Below are 16,022 nucleotides of genomic sequence, written 5' to 3'. Positions count from 1 at the left end.
TCTGCCTTTTAACGTTATAACGGGAAAACATAATTGTGTGCTTAAACCTGATATAACTTACGTAAATAATGAGGAACTGCATCATCGACATTAGAACCAATGACTTCCATATGAGGTAACAGATCTTTTAGCATTTGATGCGCATTTTGCATAATGCAGCCCTTACCTGCCATTTTCAGCATCTCTTTATCATTCATACCATCGCCAAACGCGATAGCATCATGAATTGTGTGTTGCATCAGCTCTGCTACTTTTTCAAGAGCTTCACCTTTTGATACTCCACCAGCCATTACTTCTAAGCAACTACGTAGTGAAAAACTCACATTAACCTTATTGCCCCAACGTTGGTTAATTTCACTTTCTAGTTTTAATAGCAATTCATGATTTTCTGAAGTAAAGAAGACCTTACAAACATCTGTTGTCGGAAATCCTGTTTTACCAAATAATTTATAATTAAACTCAGACTCTTGAAAAAACTCACAAAATTCAGGTGTTTCTTTGTTGATATACCAGTAATCACCACAGTAGATGTTGGTTTCAACTTCAGGATGTTCAAATACCATTAATGAAAGATCGTAAGCTATCTCAGGCTCAAGATCTTGACTAAAAATCAGGTCACCATGAGTATTGTGAACTCTTGCCCCATTGGACGTTATCATATAAGCGTTAATGCCTAATCCATCACGGATTTGCGCAACATCAATATGATGACGCCCTGTTGCAAAAACAAAGTGAATGCCTTTATTAATAAGTAAATGCAAAGTTTCTTGAGTATAGGGAGTTAATAAATGATCGGGTGATAGCAGCGTGCCATCAAGATCTGAAGCGACTATCGAATACATACACGTTCCTGATTAAAATAAATGCTTATCATAAAACTCACAAATTTTACTTAATGCTTGTGAGCGTAGCTTATCTATTTCGAACAAGATTTCGTGATGTGCCCCTTCAATCACCAAGGGCAGTTTTTGCTTTTTTTCTCTTGTTCTGGACTGACTATATTGTTCACAGAAAGCCCTTAACTCCCGATTATCCACCACTTTATCTTGTTCAGCCTCTAACACCAATAAAGGGGTATCAATCTCTCCCGCATGTTCTATCAACCAATTTCCTGCTTGTAAGCTTTCCCCCATCCAATGATAGGTGGGTCCACCTAATCGCAATTCAGGAAAATCAGCGTAATAACGTAAATAACGACGGTATCGTTCATGACTGTGGGTTAGCACATTAAGAATAAATGGCAATGGAAACCACTTACCTGTTGATGCCGCATAGTTATTTCTATCTGATAAATTTTGCTCTGCTCGGCTAACTAAAAAATTAGCAACCCATCGAGGTATAGGTAAATTAATACCAAACATCGGAGCGCAGAGTGCTGCTGCTTTAAAGATATGGGGTTGTCGTAGAAGATATCCTGCTAATATTGCGCCTCCCATTGAGTGCGCTAAAGCAAAGTGATATTGATACTGATAGGGTAATACTACGCTATCAATAAAAGTTGAAAAATCATCAATATAATCACTAAATTTTTCTACGTGTCCTTTTTGTGGATCATCAAGCATACGACCCGAAAGTCCTTGTCCTCGATGATCAAGGAGAAAAATATCATACCCCATATGGAAAAAATCAAAGGCAACTTCTGGATACTTTACATAACTTTCGCTACGACCCGAAGCAATAACTAAGGCTTTATTGTGCGAAGGTGAACGCCAGTACACATAGCGGATCATAATGCCATCGACACCAATAAATTCCCCTTCTTGCCGCTGATTCCAAAAATCTAATAAGGTGCCATTCGTAAAAGCGGCAAATTGCTTTTCACGAGATAACCACATGTATTTTAAAAGAGTGGTTGTCATTGGCTCTCCTTACTTCGTTATTCAAAGCCCTCGATATGATCGCGGATCAGCGTCATAAAAGCGGGACCAAAACGTTCAAGCTTTCGTTGCCCTACACCATTAATTAATAACAGTTCATTGGGATAAACTGGGCACTGTTGTGCCATTTCAATCAACGTGACGTCATTAAACACAACAAATGGCGGGATATTCTCTTCATCAGCAATAGATTTACGTAATTTGCGCAATTTCGCAAATAGTTTTCTATCATACTGTCTATGGCTATGTTTTGTTTGTTGATTACGGCTTTTTGTTGGGCTAAGTAATCTTGGTACCGCTAACTGCAACGCAATTTCGCCTCGTAAAATAGGTCTTGCCGTCTCAGTTAACTGTAACGCCGAGCGATGAATAATATTTTGAGTCACCATACCTAAATGGATTAATTGGCGAATAACACTTACCCAATGCTCGTGGCTTTGCTCTTTGCCAATACCATAAACGGGTAATGTGTCATGAGCTGTATCTCTAATACGTTGATTATTAGCACCACGTAATACCTCAACAATATACCCAATGCCAAAATGTTGTCCTGTTCGATAGATACAAGATAACGCTTTTTGTGCATCAACTAAGCCATCATATTGTTTGGGTGGATCAAGACAAATATCACAGTTTCCACATGCATCTTGGCGATGCTCACCAAAATAGTTCAATAACACTAAACGTCGGCAAGTTTGCGCTTCAGCAAAAGCGCCCATGGCATTTAATTTATGAGTTTCTATTGCTTTTTGGTCGCTTTCTGGCTTTTCATCTAAGCAACGACGTAACCACGCCATATCTGCCGGATCATAAAATAATACGGCTTCAGCAGGTAATCCATCTCGTCCTGCTCGCCCTGTTTCTTGGTAATAAGATTCAATATTACGAGGGATATCAAAATGTACAACAAAGCGTACATTGGGTTTATTAATTCCCATACCAAAAGCGACTGTTGCCACCACAATTTGTAAATCATCGCGTTGAAAAGCATCTTGCACTTTAGCTCGTTCAACGATTTCCATCCCTGCATGATATGCCGCAACACTTAAGCCACGTTTACCTAGCCGTTCTGCGGTTTCTTCAACCTTACTACGGCTATTGCAGTAAATAATACCTGATTTACCTTTTTGGCCGCGAATAAACAGCCAAAGTTGATCTAAAGGTTTGTACTTTTCTACTAAAGTGTAGCGGATATTTGGCCTATCGAAACTGCTGACATGAATTAAAGGATCACGTAATACTAGCTGATTAATTATATCGTAACGTGTTGTGTTATCAGCCGTTGCAGTTAATGCAATGATAGGAACATCAGGGAGATACTGACGTAATAGTCCAATACCTCGATATTCAGGCCGGAAATCATGCCCCCACTGTGAAATACAGTGAGCTTCATCCACTGCTAATAATGCAGGCTGCCACTGAACTAAGTTATGAAGAAAGCTCTCCATCATTAAACGTTCAGGGGCAATATAGAGCAGTTTTATTTCACCTTGTTGACAACGCTTTTGTACATTAAATTGTTCTTCACGTGTTTGGGTCGAATTAAGATAGGCTGCTTCAATACCATGAAGACAAAGCTGGTCTACCTGATCTTTCATCAGTGAAATTAAAGGAGAAACAACGACAGTGAGTCCATCGAGCAAAAGTGCTGGAATTTGATAACAAAGAGATTTTCCACCTCCCGTTGGCATAACCACTAAACAGTCACGGCCTGTTGTAATGGTATGAATAATCTCTTGCTGACCTGGGCGAAATTGTTGATAACCAAAGGTATCACGCAAAATAACCTGAGCTGATGGCATTGAGTTAAGAACTTCTGCTGTGGACACTCGTTCCTCTGAAAAACGGATTAAAACTATGATGAAGAGCGAAAGAAAAGGCACCTGCTGGGTGCCATCATCATTTGTATAACTATGCTACCCCAGAACGAGGAAAATTACAGCATATCATTAAGCATCACGCCAACACCAAAACGCGTCTGGCGGAAATCATAATCAATCATTGATTCGCCATAGCCACTAAATAATTGAGTGTAGAAACGCACATGTTTAGTTATTGGATAACTCCAGCCTAATTCGGCGGCACCGTAACCACTATTCCAGTTATATCGCCCTGTTGCTGTTATAACACTATCCCCTAATTGGTAACCCGCTTTTAAACGGTAATAACCCATATAACGGTTAATTTCTGGATTATCATCATTATGAGCACTTTCACTAAAGCGATACCAAGGTTTTAAATCGAGCTGAAAGTTGCCTTTTTGCGCCATAAAACGGGCATAAACACGGTTCCAGCTGCGAGAAGTTGGGTCAGAACGACCATTTGATTCGTGGTTAAAACCCGTTTCGATTTCGCGTAATGTCCAACCCGCAAAACGGTAATCCGTGACCCAACCTAAAAAGAGTTGCGGTTCATAGTTAGTTTCACGAAAAGGTGCAGATTCTTTCTTGTTACTTAATTGCCACCAAGAACGTTGGGTATAAGAAGCAGCTAATACTGAGTTTTCGCCAGCAATGCCACGCCAAAGAGGGAACGCAAGGCTTAACTGAAATTTCACTTCATCTTTTTTAGCTTTATCACCCCAATCATAACTAGCGATAGCCTCTTTATTCATATCAGAGGTTTTCGTATAAATAATATAGTTTGATTCATAAGGATAAAGTACAAAAGGTGAGTCATATTCTTGCAATAAACCAGAAATAATACTGCCCTGAACAAGCGGTGCCGGAGAAGAAGTCAATGTTTCTGACGCTGTACCCCATGCTGGATAGAATAAAATCACCGCTAGCAAAGAACGGATGTAACGCATAGTTAATTATCCTGTATTATTGATGAATAAGAAAAAGAGTTAGCGCCAAATAGCTAATTAATTCTTTTTAATACGACTTATTACACTTAAGGCTCCATATTTTACACGTAATTTCCATTAAATCTCGTATATTTTCTCATCATTATATTTATAGCACGAATAGAAAATTACGATTTCGTCATGTATTATTAACATTATATTAACTTTAATAATGTGATATTAGAGGATTAAAAATGGAAAAGCAGTTAACGCTAGAAGAAGCACAAGCTTTAATCGGTCATGTTTTTGTGTATCAGATGCCATTTAATCAGCTTATTGGTTTAGAGCTTCTTCGTTTTGAACAAGATTACGCTGAAATTCAATTTCGCTATCAGGAAAAACTTGTTGGTAATATTGCTCAACGTATATTACATGGCGGAATGATCGCCGCGGTTTTAGATGTCAGTGCAGGGCTTGTTTGTGTAGGCAATGCCTTAACTCGTTTAGCACCGATATCCCAAGAGCACCTCCAACAAAAACTCGCGAAAATGGGTACTATTGATTTACGCGTCGATTATTTACGCCCTGGCCGTGGAGAAGTTTTTACTGCCAGTAGCCATATTTTGCGCAGTGGTAACAAAGTGTCCGTTGCTCGTGTTGAATTACATAACGAAAAACAAATTCATATCGCAAGTGGTACAGCAACTTATATTGTTGGCTAAATTGTTGGCTAAAACTGATCGTGCGCTGAGATGTTTAGAATGTTATTAATTACTTGTAAAAATGCATACCTGATGACACATTAGAGAAGTCATTGGGTATGATAACCCCGTCACAATTTTCCTTTCCATCAATTCCAGAGATAGCATGAGCCAGAAAAACACGATGAAAGGCGTCTTATGTGCCTTAGGCGCCTATTTTATCTGGGGTATTGCCCCTGTCTATTTTAAAAGCATTCAAGAAGTGCCCGCCGAAGAGATCCTAACGCACCGTATCTTATGGTCTTTCTTTTTTATGTTGATTCTAATGACAGTAAGCCGTCATTGGCCTTATTTACGTCAACTTATCCGTCAACCAAAGAAAATACTCCTTTTAGCCTTAACGGCGGTGATTATCGCCAGTAACTGGCTAATTTATATTTGGGCAGTGAACCACGGATTTATGTTAGAAGCCAGCCTCGGTTATTTTATTAATCCACTGGTTAACGTACTCTTTGGGATGCTCTTTTTAGGTGAACGCTTTCGCCGTATGCAATGGATTGCTGTTGGATTAGCCTTTACTGGTGTCCTAATTCAATTATGGCAATTTGGTTCTGTTCCCGTTATTGGGCTAAGCCTTGCAGTGACATTTGGTCTTTATGGGTTATTACGTAAAAAATTAGGTGTTGATGCACAAACAGGTATGACCATTGAAACGCTTTGGTTATTCCCTATTGCGTTAATCTACATACTATTTTTCACCCATTCCTCAACCAGCAATATGATGGAAAATAGCTGGTCATTAAATACATTGCTGATTGCAGCGGGTATTATCACCACTATCCCACTACTGTTATTTACAGAAGCAGCACAACACTTGCGCTTATCTACATTGGGGTTTTTCCAATATATTGGCCCAACGTTGATGTTTATTCTTGCCACTATGGTTTATGGCGAACACATTGATGCCGAGCGTTTAGTCACTTTTGGTTTTATTTGGGTTGCACTTATTCTGTTCACATTAGATGCGTTATACACACAGCGCCGACTAAGACGTTCTTAATTACCTCGCCTTTACTCTTCCGCCAAATTAGTTATTGCGACAAAGGCGGAAGAGGGTCGTTTTCTTTTATCAGATTTTAATAATGAGCTACGCGCAATATTTTCTACATACCGATAAGCTCTTTTCATTACAAATACCGGTGAATTAAAAATACGGATGCTACGTTGCCAAGCGACATAAAATAAATTTACGTGGGGTATAAAATTACGTTGGCGCTGTAATAGTTTTATATAGGAGTCTTCGTCATTGTTTAGCTCAGAAGGTCGATAAAAATCCTGTTCAATAACAGGTGGCGATAAAGTCTCTACCGGTATTGGCTCCTCTGCTAAATCAAAAGTAGCATGTTGATATTTATTTATTTTATTTAACGAAGTAACCGTATCTAAACTGGAAATGTAATAACACGATATAGGAGCTATTTTCATAAATTAATATCCGAAATAAAATTTTATTTCGCGATTATTCGATACCTTCTTATAGCGAACCGTAAAAAAAAGCCCTTATTAGTCGTTTATACTAATAGAGGCTTATTTTTGATAATTATGCTTATCATATAAAGTGAAAACGGCTTATTCTAACCGAGCAAACGCAGCCACCAGCCATTTAATCCCTTCACCTTGAAATGCAATTTGTAAGCGGCAATGTTCACCACTTCCTTCAATATTAATAATTGTACCTGCACCAAATTTAGGGTGTTTTACACGCTGACCTAAAGAATAACCTGAATCGTTACTGATAATAGGTGTACCCAATCGTTGGTGATTAACAGGGCGTGAAACCGTCGCTCTTAAGCGCACCTCTTCAACACACTCTTTAGGTAACTCACCAATAAAACGAGAGGGTCGATGACTGACTTCTTTACCATACAAACGCCGATTTTCAGCATAAGTTAGCGTTAGCTTTTTCATCGCTCTAGTTAAACCAACGTAAGCAAGGCGGCGTTCTTCTTCTAAACGCCCCCCTTCATCCAGTGACATTTGACTAGGGAACATTCCTTCTTCAACACCCACAATAAAGACTTGTGAAAATTCTAACCCTTTTGCTGAGTGCAATGTCATCAATTGAACTGCATCTTGATAAGCATCTGCTTGGCTTTCCCCTGATTCAAGTGCTGCATGTGAAAGGAAGGCTTGTAGCGGCATTAAATCTTCGTCTTCATCTTGATAGCTAAATTGGCGTGTTGCAGTAACGAGCTCTTCAAGGTTTTCAATACGTGCTTGGGCTTTTTCACCTTTTTCTTGCTCATACATCGCTTTTAAACCCGAATCACGAATAATACGGTCGGTTTGAACATGAAGAGGCATTTCTGAGGTTTCAGACGCTAAGGTTTCGATCAACTCTAAAAAGCGCTGTATTGCTGCGGTTGCTCTACCTGCTAGCATTTTGTGTTCAATAACCTGTAATGAACTTTCCCACAACGTGATTTGGTTATCTCTCGCTACTTGGCGAACAATATCTAATGTTCTATCGCCAATACCTCGCGTTGGGGTATTCACAACACGTTCAAAAGAAGCATCGTCATGACGGTTGGCAGTTAATCGCATATAAGAAAGCGCATCTTTAATTTCTTGACGTTCAAAGAAGCGCTGACCACCATAAATACGATAAGGCATAGCAGCTTGTAATAAGGCTTCTTCCATTATACGAGACTGAGCATTACTGCGATAAAGGATAGCGCAATCAGAAAGTGCACCGCCCTCTTCTTGCCAACGCTTAATTCGCCCGACGACATAACGGGCTTCATCTAAATCGTTAAATGCACAATAAAGCGAAATAGGCTCGCCTTCAACACCATCAGTCCACAGATTTTTACCTAGCCTGTCACTGTTATTCGAAATTAACGCATTAGCCGCTTTCAGAATATTGCTGGTCGAACGATAGTTTTGCTCTAAACGTATAGTTTCAGCACCAGGAAATTCATTTAAGAAGTTTTGGATGTTTTCAACTTGTGCGCCGCGCCAACCATAAATGGATTGATCATCATCTCCGACAATCATTACTTTGCCGGTTTGACCCGCTAGCATTCTTATCCATGCATATTGAATGCGGTTGGTATCCTGAAACTCATCAACTAATACATTTGTAAATCGGTTTTGATAGTGTTCTAGAATTTGTGGTTTGTTTAACCAAAGCTCATGAGCTCGTAATAAAAGCTCGGCAAAATCGACTAATCCGGCACGGTCACAAGCTTCTTGATATGCCTGATAAACTTTTAACCATGTCGCTTCAACAGGATTACCATAAGTTTGAATATGTTGAGGGCGTAATCCTTCATCTTTTTTACCATTGATGTACCACGTTCCTTGCCGCGCTGGCCACTGTTTATCGTCAAGATTCATTGATTTCACAATGCGTCGAATTAAACGATATTGGTCATCGCTATCAATAATTTGAAAATCTTGAGGTAATCCTGCATCAAGGTAATGAGCACGTAATAATCGGTGGGCAAGACTATGAAAAGTACCTATCCACATACCGCCTTGGCTTGTACCAATTAAGTCTTCAATACGATGGCGCATTTCTGCTGCCGCTTTATTGGTAAAGGTCACCGCCATAATTGAGAATGGAGACGCCTGTTCAACTGATAATAACCAAGCAATACGATGTACCAGTACCCGGGTTTTACCACTACCCGCACCTGCCAGCACCAACATATTTGTTCGAGGTGCCGCAACAGCTTCACGCTGTTTATCGTTAAGGCCTTCTAGCAGAGATGAGACGTCCATAATTACCAATCATTGAGTGAAGAGAAAATACTGTGGATATATACAGAAACAATTAATCTGTAACAAACTAACAGGATTTTACGCCCTGTGCAAAGTAAAGCCTATCTTAAAGGTCTTATTAGGTTATTTTAACTTAGCGTTTATCTTAGATTAATTCTGTCAGCTTGCTTAAATCTGTGATTTCAACATGTGGCATCACTCTTGTTTCACCATCTTGAAATAAACTACGGTTATCAAGATTAATCCAACAAGCTTGTAATCCACTACGAACAGCACCTTCAACATCAGTAACAAGATGATCGCCGACATGCAAAATTTTCTGATGAGGTAAATTCAGCAAAGATGCCGCTTTATCAAACATATCAGGGTAAGGCTTAGAGCGGCCATCAGGCCCAGCTTTCAAAATATAAGAAAAATATTGTCCTAAACCACAACTTAGAGGATTTGCATTACCGTTTGTTATCGCTACTAGCGGCATTTTTTGCGCTAACTCACTGAGTACTTGATGAGTATTATTCGGCACCGTAATGCGGCTACGCCAATAAGCAAAATGCGCCATTATTTCGTCTGCACCTTGCTGTGCTTTTGCTTCACTGTAGTTGTAATCTAACAACATATTTCTTGCTGCAAGCCAACGCCATTGAGTGATGTCATGAAAAATATCAGGATCTTTTTCTATCAGAGGCGTTTTATAGGCATTTACATCTTGTTCTGTAAAATGATTAAAACGCTGATCATATTGACGAATAAATACCAGTGTTTCTTGTTCAGTTTTGTCCATCACAGGGACGTTGTCATACAACGTATCATCAAGATCGAAAGTCATTGCTGCAATGGGCATCAGTGTTCGATAAAAGTGCATTATGATTTTTCTCTCTTAGCTCTAGGATGAGCAGCATCGTACACTTTAGATAAATGTTGAAAATCTAAGTGCGTATAAACTTGTGTAGTCGATAAATTAGCGTGACCTAATAATTCTTGCACTGCCCGTAAATCACCACTGGACTCCAGTAAATGAGTCGCAAAAGAATGACGTAATTTATGTGGGTTAACATGGCTGCTTAAGCCTTGACGAACACCCCAAAGTTCAAACCGTTTTTGCACACTACGCACTGATAACCGCTTACCACTTTTGGTAGAAATAAACACCGCTTTATCTTCTGGTGCATACAATTCTCGCATGGGATACCAATGTTGTAGCCACTCAATTGCCATTCGCCCCAACGGCACTTTTCGTTCTTTACTTCCCTTACCTAATACACGAACTTCACCTTCTTTAAGATCGATATCGGTAATATTTAATCCGGTTAATTCTGATAAACGTAATCCTGCACCATACATCACTTCTAGCATGGTTCTGTCTCTTACAGAGAGAGGATCTTTCAAGTCAATATTCATCAGCTGATTTACTTCATCAACATCCATATTTTTAGGAAGGTGGCGACCTGATTTCGGCGTACGAATTCCTTTGGCGGGGTTAACCTCTAACATTCCTTGAGCAACTTGCCAATCAAGAAAACTGCGTAGCGCAGAAAAACGTAAAGCCAAACTGGTTGCTTGTAATCCACTGCGGTGACTTTTTGCTAAGAGCATACGCACATGTTGGCTTTCAAGTGATGACCATTGAATAATATTCATCGCGACCATCATTTGTGCTAATGCAGAAAGTTGGCGCTGATAATTTTCAACAGTAACAGGACTTAATCGACGTTCAACTTGGATATAACGCAAAAATTGTTCATAAGGTAATGAAAGCGTTTCGGGTATCGCCACTAAATGATTCATTGCCTTGCTACCCAACGCATTAATAATTCGGGTAATAAATGAGCGAGTTTATCAAGCATAACGGTCCCCATTCCTTGCTGGAAATGTTGATTATCTCGGCTATTAAAAATAATCAGACCTAAGTCACCATAATGCCCCAATAAAGAGAGTGCAACAGAACCAGAGCGACGCACATTAGGCATTAACAGCATCATTTCTTGCCCATTTAAAGTACCCAAATAGTGATTTTTTTCACCCATATGCTGAATTCGAAAATGCTCAAAAGACTGGCGAGATAATGCTAAATCTTGTGCATCTAAAGGGGGATTTAATTGCCAGCGATCGGTAAATAAGCGCAACTGTACAGAGTAAAGTCCTAGACCTTTAGCCCAAAGATTTAGGCGCTCTAACATATCATTAAGCGAAGTGCTGCTTGATAACTCAGAAATAAGTCTCAACAATTGACTAAATAGTGATTCATTCTCTGACGCTTGCTCTATTAGTAATCGCATATCTTCTTCAAGATAATGAATACGATTACGCTGACGAGACATAATCCATTCCACCAATGAGACGGTGCCTCTTACTGGGTGAGGGACCTGCATTTGCTCAATATAACTGGCATTACGGATAAAAAAACCAGGGTGTTCCCTAAGATAACGAATGACCTGTTGATCATTTAACTCGTTTTTTTCTGGGTAACAAAACTGCTCATTTTTATCCGTCATACAGATAACCTCTTAAAAAATAATATTATAGCTGAATGATCCCATCATAAATATGTGTCGCAGGACCTGTCATATAAAGTGGGTGGCCAGCACCTCGCCACTCAATTAGCAATGAACCACCAGGTAACGTCACTTTTACTTGTTTATCGAGTAAGCCTTGTGAAATACCTATCGCAACAGCAGCACAAGCCCCACTTCCACAGGCATTGGTTTCACCTGTACCGCGTTCAAAAACGCGCAGATGAAGGGTGTTTCTATCCACAACTTGCATAAACCCTATATTAGCACGCTCAGGGAAACGTTCATGTTGTTCTAATACTGGCCCTAATAATTCAACTTCTGCAGTTTGAATATCATCGACCTGAATAACACAATGTGGATTTCCCATAGAAACGACACCACATAATACGGTACGTTCCATCGCTCTGATAATATAGGTCTTTTCTGCCTTTTGCGCACGAAAAGGTACTTTTTGTGGATCAAACTCTGGTTCGCCCATATTGACGCAAACATCGTCATTGTCCATAACGTGCAGTGTCATTCTGCCAGATTGTGTACTCACTTTTATTTCTCTTTTATTTGTGAGTCCTTTTAATCGAACAAAGCGAGCAAAACAACGCGCACCATTACCACATTGTGCCACTTCACTTCCATCCGCATTAAAGATGCGATAATGAAAATCAAGTTCAGGATCATAAGGCGCTTCAACGACTAAGAGTTGATCAAAGCCCACACCTGTATGTCGATTAGCTAATCGGCAAATCAGCTCTGGTGAAAAATAAACATTCTGAGTCACGGCATCAACCACCATAAAGTCGTTGCCAAGACCATGCATTTTTGAAAATTGCATTTTGCCCCTGCCTGAAACGGTGTCCCGTTCCTAATATTGACTAATTACTCTGAGTCGAGGTGCTCTCAACTTGCTGGATTGGCTGGGATGACTGAGTCATTTTTGCCTGAGTATCTTCAGGAGGGAAATAAAGAGGGCCTTTCAAGCCACAACCAGAAAGAGAAATCAGTGTTATTATAGCAAGAGTGCAACGTAAATACGTTTTCATTCGAAATCTGCCTGTCATTAATTTGATTAATATCCTCTATAATCGCAGTTAGATCTCGAAAAGCAAATAGGAAATGAAGATGAACGACAGTGAATTTCACCAATTAGCTGATGAATTGATGTCAGCAATAGAACAAACTATCGACAACTATGAAGGTGATGCGGATATTGATTGTGAAATCAATGGTGGCGTTATGACATTAACCTTTGAAAATAATAGTAAAATTATTATCAATCGCCAAGAAGCCTTTCATCAAGTTTGGTTAGCAACACGTTCTGGTGGCTATCATTTTGATTGGAAAAATAGCCAATGGATTTGTGATAGAAGTGGCGGCGAATTCTTAACCATGTTAGCAACAGCAATAACTGAACAAAGTGGTGAAGCATTTTCATTTTAGTTAATGTATTCATGCAACAAAAACAGGAGCCTTAATTAGCTCCTGTTAATTTTTATACACTTCATGACGATACAAAAATTAAGAGTGTTGAACGGCCTGATAATCAGTAAAGGCACGAGATTCAACTGAGATCATATCTTGTAGCGAATCATCTCCTTTCCCCAACTCGCTTAATCGACCAAAAGATCCACCCGCAAAAGGCAACACCTGTGTTAATCCCTCTACTTTCACGATTTGATAAAATTGAGGCAAATTAAAGTTGATAAAACTTGAGCCGTAAGTAAATCGATCATGAGACGATGAATAGAAACGGCTAACATCTTTAACCAAATCTTCTTTACTTCCCTCACAATGAGAATAAATTTCTACTCGATTTGCTTCATCTAAAATATAGATATTAAAGACATTGTTATCTTCAGTGGTTTCAAAGAAGAACTGAATAATTCCTTCACAAGCGAAACCATCGATAACCGCAGGTAAATAACGCGCATCTTTGTCTAATTTAACCGGCAATCCATGTAATTTGTTGTAGGAGATAGCGCCATAAAACTCAATAGCATTCTCTAATTTTTGTACTGACACATTAAGGCGTTCAAAAAACAATCCCCATGTTTGTCCCGCAATACGCAACGCTTTAAAACGACCTGGCTCTAAACGGTTAGTTGATAAACGTAGCTCAACACATTCTGATACTAACTGTTGAACACGGGTACGAATTAGACCACGTAAATGTTGGCTATAGCAGAACACTTCAACAGAGGCTGGAGGTGCTGCATCTTGATGCATCTTACCTAAAATCGTTTTTAACGACTCCAACATCGATTGAGTGCCACTAAAATGCAGCGTTCTTACTTCATTCCATGAATTACGATAGAGCAAATCAATGCTACCAATTAAACATTGCTCTTTTTCACCAAAACTAAATACATCAAGTTTTCTAAAATCAAAGTGAACCACTTGATCAGAAAAGCTTTCTGTAGGATCCGTTTCTAAATTAACAATAATGGCTAAATGTCGAATTTCACAAGGGCTATACAACGCTTTAGGTGTTGGTGCTGGTAAGCGTAATGGAAAGTGCCCAGACATATCTCTAACTAATTCATGCAGCTTAATTTCATCACAAGAAGATTCACCCTGATGAATATAAACCTGAGAACGACTAGTCAACAGGCCATTAAAATAAGACCATGCCACCAACTTATTTAAGTAACGGTTATATTCTAAAGGTTGATGCCCGACGATATTGGCAAAATCTGGTGCTCGATTATACAGATACCAACCGCTGCGATTAGCGCGACCTTGTGGAACATAAATAAAGGTTAAATGAGGCTCTGATAAATCAGGAGAAATTTGCGGATTAACTAAAGTCACCTTACCCGGTAATGCTTCAAATGCGGCATAAAGTTTACGTGTTAATACACCAATATCCTGAGGACTCGCGCTTACACTTAAATTATTTCGGCGAGCGAAACGAATAAGGTTGCGATAACTTTGCATCATCGTATCTAATAACTCGTTATGTGCATCACGCACACGCTCTATTTTCCAGCTGTCTCGGTTATCTAATACGGTTAAGCGCTCATTATCCCACTGCCATTGAGTAACTAATTGAGATAATACTTGTCGCCTCCAGCCGATAAGCTCACTTTCTGTGTTTTCGTTAGATAATTTTTCACAGACTTTGAGGTAGAAACAACGACGGATAAGGTCAAGACGAGTTAAGTCATTTATAGAAACCAAATAGCGAGTGACTCGCTCAAGTATCATGCAATAAGCATCTAAACCGTAGTTCACAATTTCACCACGATGTAAATGTTGTTTCATTTCTAATGCTAGCAATTTGCCATTCGGATAATCAGCAGAATAGGCTTCTAATAAAATACTCTTTAATACGGCTTTATACGGTGAATCGACGCTTTTATAAAGCTGCCATAAACTTGCACCGAAATATTCTTCAGCAGAAAGCTCACCTAATCCCCCTAAATCTAACCACTCATTCGGTGTTAAAACACCTTGAGAATAAAGAGAGATAACATATTCATCATAATGATGTTCTTCTTCTACTGGCACCATAGTCCACAGCAAGCGTTTACCTGCTAGGCGAACCGCCGTACGGTAAAATTCGTCAAGCAAAAGGATATGCTGAGTCGAGCCGCAATCTTCTCCACCCAAACTACCACTTGCATGATGACGAAATCTATTTTCATCGATAAGAAAAAACGTAACATCAATCCCCAGCTTACCTGCCCATTGCTCAATCAGCTGACATTTACGCTGCAAAAGCGCACGCTCATCCTGATCCAGCCAAGATTGATGACAGACCCAAATATCAATATCGGAGCTGTGACTTTGCCCAATAGAAGAAGTACTCCCCATCGAATAGATGCCAGTAATTGGCAGTTCTCCGCTGGCGTATCCATCCATTGGCTCATCACATAATGCGCTAACCAGTTTGGTTGTCCATTGACGTTGCACATCATCAGGTTCAAAGAAACATGTCCCATGAGGTACATTTCCCTGAATATAACCAGGTAACTCAGGATGGTGATAATGCAGTAAAACAGGGATCAAACCATAGACCTGTTTAAAAACATCACCCATCGATGCAAAAGCTCGTTCCAGTCTGAGTTGATTAATCGCATCCAGCCGTTGCTTCAGTGTTTCAATATAAAGATACAAGAGTTTCGCCTGAACAATACTAAGAAGATAGTAGAATCTGAGTTTATAAGTTACCGAGCTTGAATTATTCATTTATTAATAGATAAAACTTTACTAACAAAATCTCGGAAACGTGATCAATTTAACACCTTGCAAGCAAAGCGTAAAGAGGAACTAAAAATATAGCACCAAGATCTAAAAAATATATTTAGCAGCTAAATCGTTTAAAGCCATAGCAATAACATCTTTATAATCAAAACGATAG

15 protein-coding genes are annotated in these 16,022 nt (G+C 39.4%); 3 read left to right on the top strand and 12 right to left on the bottom strand.

Translation table 11 applies throughout. From position 1 onward, the window contains the following. Window positions 1-41 precede the first annotated feature (41 nt). From yigL to pldA, 4 genes are all read right to left on the bottom strand, one after another. A complete protein-coding gene (gene yigL, locus PH4a_RS08195) occupies window positions 42-842 on the bottom strand; it encodes a sugar/pyridoxal phosphate phosphatase YigL (RefSeq protein ID WP_129039091.1) in 801 nt (266 codons plus the stop codon). Between the two features lie 12 nt (window positions 843-854). Beyond that, window positions 855-1,859: a lysophospholipase L2 gene (gene pldB, locus PH4a_RS08190; RefSeq protein WP_129039089.1), complete on the bottom strand. Its 1,005-nt coding sequence runs from the start codon at window positions 1,857-1,859 to the stop codon at window positions 855-857. A gap of 17 nt (window positions 1,860-1,876) precedes the next feature. Continuing rightward, window positions 1,877-3,706, bottom strand: coding sequence for an ATP-dependent DNA helicase RecQ (gene recQ / locus PH4a_RS08185; RefSeq protein ID WP_064718575.1), 1,830 nt, complete (start codon window positions 3,704-3,706; stop codon window positions 1,877-1,879). Window positions 3,707-3,813: 107 nt separating this feature from the next. Continuing rightward, window positions 3,814-4,686 (bottom strand): phospholipase A, encoded by an 873-nt coding sequence (gene pldA / locus PH4a_RS08180; RefSeq protein WP_064718574.1) that lies wholly within the window; start codon window positions 4,684-4,686, stop codon window positions 3,814-3,816. A 233-nt stretch (window positions 4,687-4,919) separates the two neighbouring features. Here pldA and PH4a_RS08175 point away from each other — a divergent pair, with 233 nt between their 5' ends. Beyond that, window positions 4,920-5,387: a thioesterase family protein gene (locus PH4a_RS08175; protein WP_129039087.1), complete on the top strand. Its 468-nt coding sequence runs from the start codon at window positions 4,920-4,922 to the stop codon at window positions 5,385-5,387. 145 nt (window positions 5,388-5,532) lie between these two features. Further along, window positions 5,533-6,426 carry an EamA family transporter RarD gene (rarD, locus tag PH4a_RS08170; RefSeq protein ID WP_129039085.1) on the top strand — a complete coding sequence of 298 codons (894 nt, stop codon included), beginning with the start codon at window positions 5,533-5,535 and terminating at the stop codon, window positions 6,424-6,426. An 11-nt stretch (window positions 6,427-6,437) separates the two neighbouring features. On the opposite strand, the gene PH4a_RS08165 is transcribed toward rarD, so the two are convergent. The 7 genes from PH4a_RS08165 to lptM all read right to left on the bottom strand — a co-directional run bounded on the left by PH4a_RS08165 (window position 6,438) and on the right by lptM (window position 12,702). Continuing rightward, entirely contained in the window at window positions 6,438-6,851 is a 414-nt protein-coding gene (locus PH4a_RS08165) for a hypothetical protein (RefSeq protein ID WP_129039083.1), read from the bottom strand. A gap of 144 nt (window positions 6,852-6,995) precedes the next feature. Next, window positions 6,996-9,152 (bottom strand): DNA helicase II, encoded by a 2,157-nt coding sequence (uvrD, locus tag PH4a_RS08160; RefSeq protein ID WP_064718570.1) that lies wholly within the window; start codon window positions 9,150-9,152, stop codon window positions 6,996-6,998. Window positions 9,153-9,297: 145 nt separating this feature from the next. Beyond that, window positions 9,298-10,014 carry a 5-amino-6-(5-phospho-D-ribitylamino)uracil phosphatase YigB gene (gene yigB / locus PH4a_RS08155; RefSeq protein ID WP_129039081.1) on the bottom strand — a complete coding sequence of 239 codons (717 nt, stop codon included), beginning with the start codon at window positions 10,012-10,014 and terminating at the stop codon, window positions 9,298-9,300. Further along, complete coding sequence (gene xerC / locus PH4a_RS08150) at window positions 10,014-10,937, bottom strand: tyrosine recombinase XerC (RefSeq protein ID WP_129039079.1); 924 nt, start codon at window positions 10,935-10,937, stop codon at window positions 10,014-10,016. Before xerC ends, yigB begins: the two co-directional genes overlap by 1 nt. Then, window positions 10,934-11,644 (bottom strand): DUF484 domain-containing protein, encoded by a 711-nt coding sequence (locus tag PH4a_RS08145; RefSeq protein WP_129039077.1) that lies wholly within the window; start codon window positions 11,642-11,644, stop codon window positions 10,934-10,936. Before PH4a_RS08145 ends, xerC begins: the two co-directional genes overlap by 4 nt. A gap of 25 nt (window positions 11,645-11,669) precedes the next feature. Then, on the bottom strand, window positions 11,670-12,494 hold the full coding sequence (gene dapF / locus PH4a_RS08140; RefSeq protein ID WP_129039075.1) for a diaminopimelate epimerase: 825 nt from the start codon (window positions 12,492-12,494) through the stop codon (window positions 11,670-11,672). A 40-nt stretch (window positions 12,495-12,534) separates the two neighbouring features. Beyond that, window positions 12,535-12,702: an LPS translocon maturation chaperone LptM gene (gene lptM, locus PH4a_RS08135; RefSeq protein WP_129039073.1), complete on the bottom strand. Its 168-nt coding sequence runs from the start codon at window positions 12,700-12,702 to the stop codon at window positions 12,535-12,537. A gap of 79 nt (window positions 12,703-12,781) precedes the next feature. Here lptM and cyaY point away from each other — a divergent pair, with 79 nt between their 5' ends. Beyond that, window positions 12,782-13,099 carry an iron donor protein CyaY gene (gene cyaY, locus PH4a_RS08130; RefSeq protein WP_129039071.1) on the top strand — a complete coding sequence of 106 codons (318 nt, stop codon included), beginning with the start codon at window positions 12,782-12,784 and terminating at the stop codon, window positions 13,097-13,099. A gap of 78 nt (window positions 13,100-13,177) precedes the next feature. On the opposite strand, the gene PH4a_RS08125 is transcribed toward cyaY, so the two are convergent. Beyond that, the gene (locus tag PH4a_RS08125) at window positions 13,178-15,778 is read right to left on the bottom strand and encodes a class I adenylate cyclase (RefSeq protein WP_129039069.1); all 2,601 of its coding nucleotides are present in this window, start codon (window positions 15,776-15,778) and stop codon (window positions 13,178-13,180) included. Between the last annotated feature and the right edge of the window lie 244 nt (window positions 15,779-16,022).

The sequence above is a fragment of the Proteus hauseri genome, from assembly GCF_004116975.1.
Lineage (GTDB): Bacteria > Pseudomonadota > Gammaproteobacteria > Enterobacterales > Enterobacteriaceae > Proteus > Proteus hauseri.
This window is presented reverse-complemented; position numbering and strand designations above follow the sequence as displayed.

Bases quoted from the DNA above. Each gene is read 5' to 3' on its own strand.
- yigB (WP_129039081.1), bottom strand. From the start codon at position 10,014: ATGCACTTTTATCGAACACTGATGCCCATTGCAGCAATGACTTTCGAT.
- yigL (WP_129039091.1), bottom strand. From the start codon at position 842: ATGTATTCGATAGTCGCTTCAGATCTTGATGGCACGCTGCTATCACCC.
- pldB (WP_129039089.1), bottom strand. From the start codon at position 1,859: ATGACAACCACTCTTTTAAAATACATGTGGTTATCTCGTGAAAAGCAA.
- uvrD (WP_064718570.1), bottom strand. From the start codon at position 9,152: ATGGACGTCTCATCTCTGCTAGAAGGCCTTAACGATAAACAGCGTGAA.
- lptM (WP_129039073.1), bottom strand. From the start codon at position 12,702: ATGAAAACGTATTTACGTTGCACTCTTGCTATAATAACACTGATTTCT.
- dapF (WP_129039075.1), bottom strand. From the start codon at position 12,494: ATGCAATTTTCAAAAATGCATGGTCTTGGCAACGACTTTATGGTGGTT.
- pldA (WP_064718574.1), bottom strand. From the start codon at position 4,686: ATGCGTTACATCCGTTCTTTGCTAGCGGTGATTTTATTCTATCCAGCA.
- rarD (WP_129039085.1), top strand. From the start codon at position 5,533: ATGAGCCAGAAAAACACGATGAAAGGCGTCTTATGTGCCTTAGGCGCC.
- PH4a_RS08165 (WP_129039083.1), bottom strand. From the start codon at position 6,851: ATGAAAATAGCTCCTATATCGTGTTATTACATTTCCAGTTTAGATACG.
- PH4a_RS08145 (WP_129039077.1), bottom strand. From the start codon at position 11,644: ATGACGGATAAAAATGAGCAGTTTTGTTACCCAGAAAAAAACGAGTTA.
- cyaY (WP_129039071.1), top strand. From the start codon at position 12,782: ATGAACGACAGTGAATTTCACCAATTAGCTGATGAATTGATGTCAGCA.
- PH4a_RS08175 (WP_129039087.1), top strand. From the start codon at position 4,920: ATGGAAAAGCAGTTAACGCTAGAAGAAGCACAAGCTTTAATCGGTCAT.
- xerC (WP_129039079.1), bottom strand. From the start codon at position 10,937: ATGAATCATTTAGTGGCGATACCCGAAACGCTTTCATTACCTTATGAA.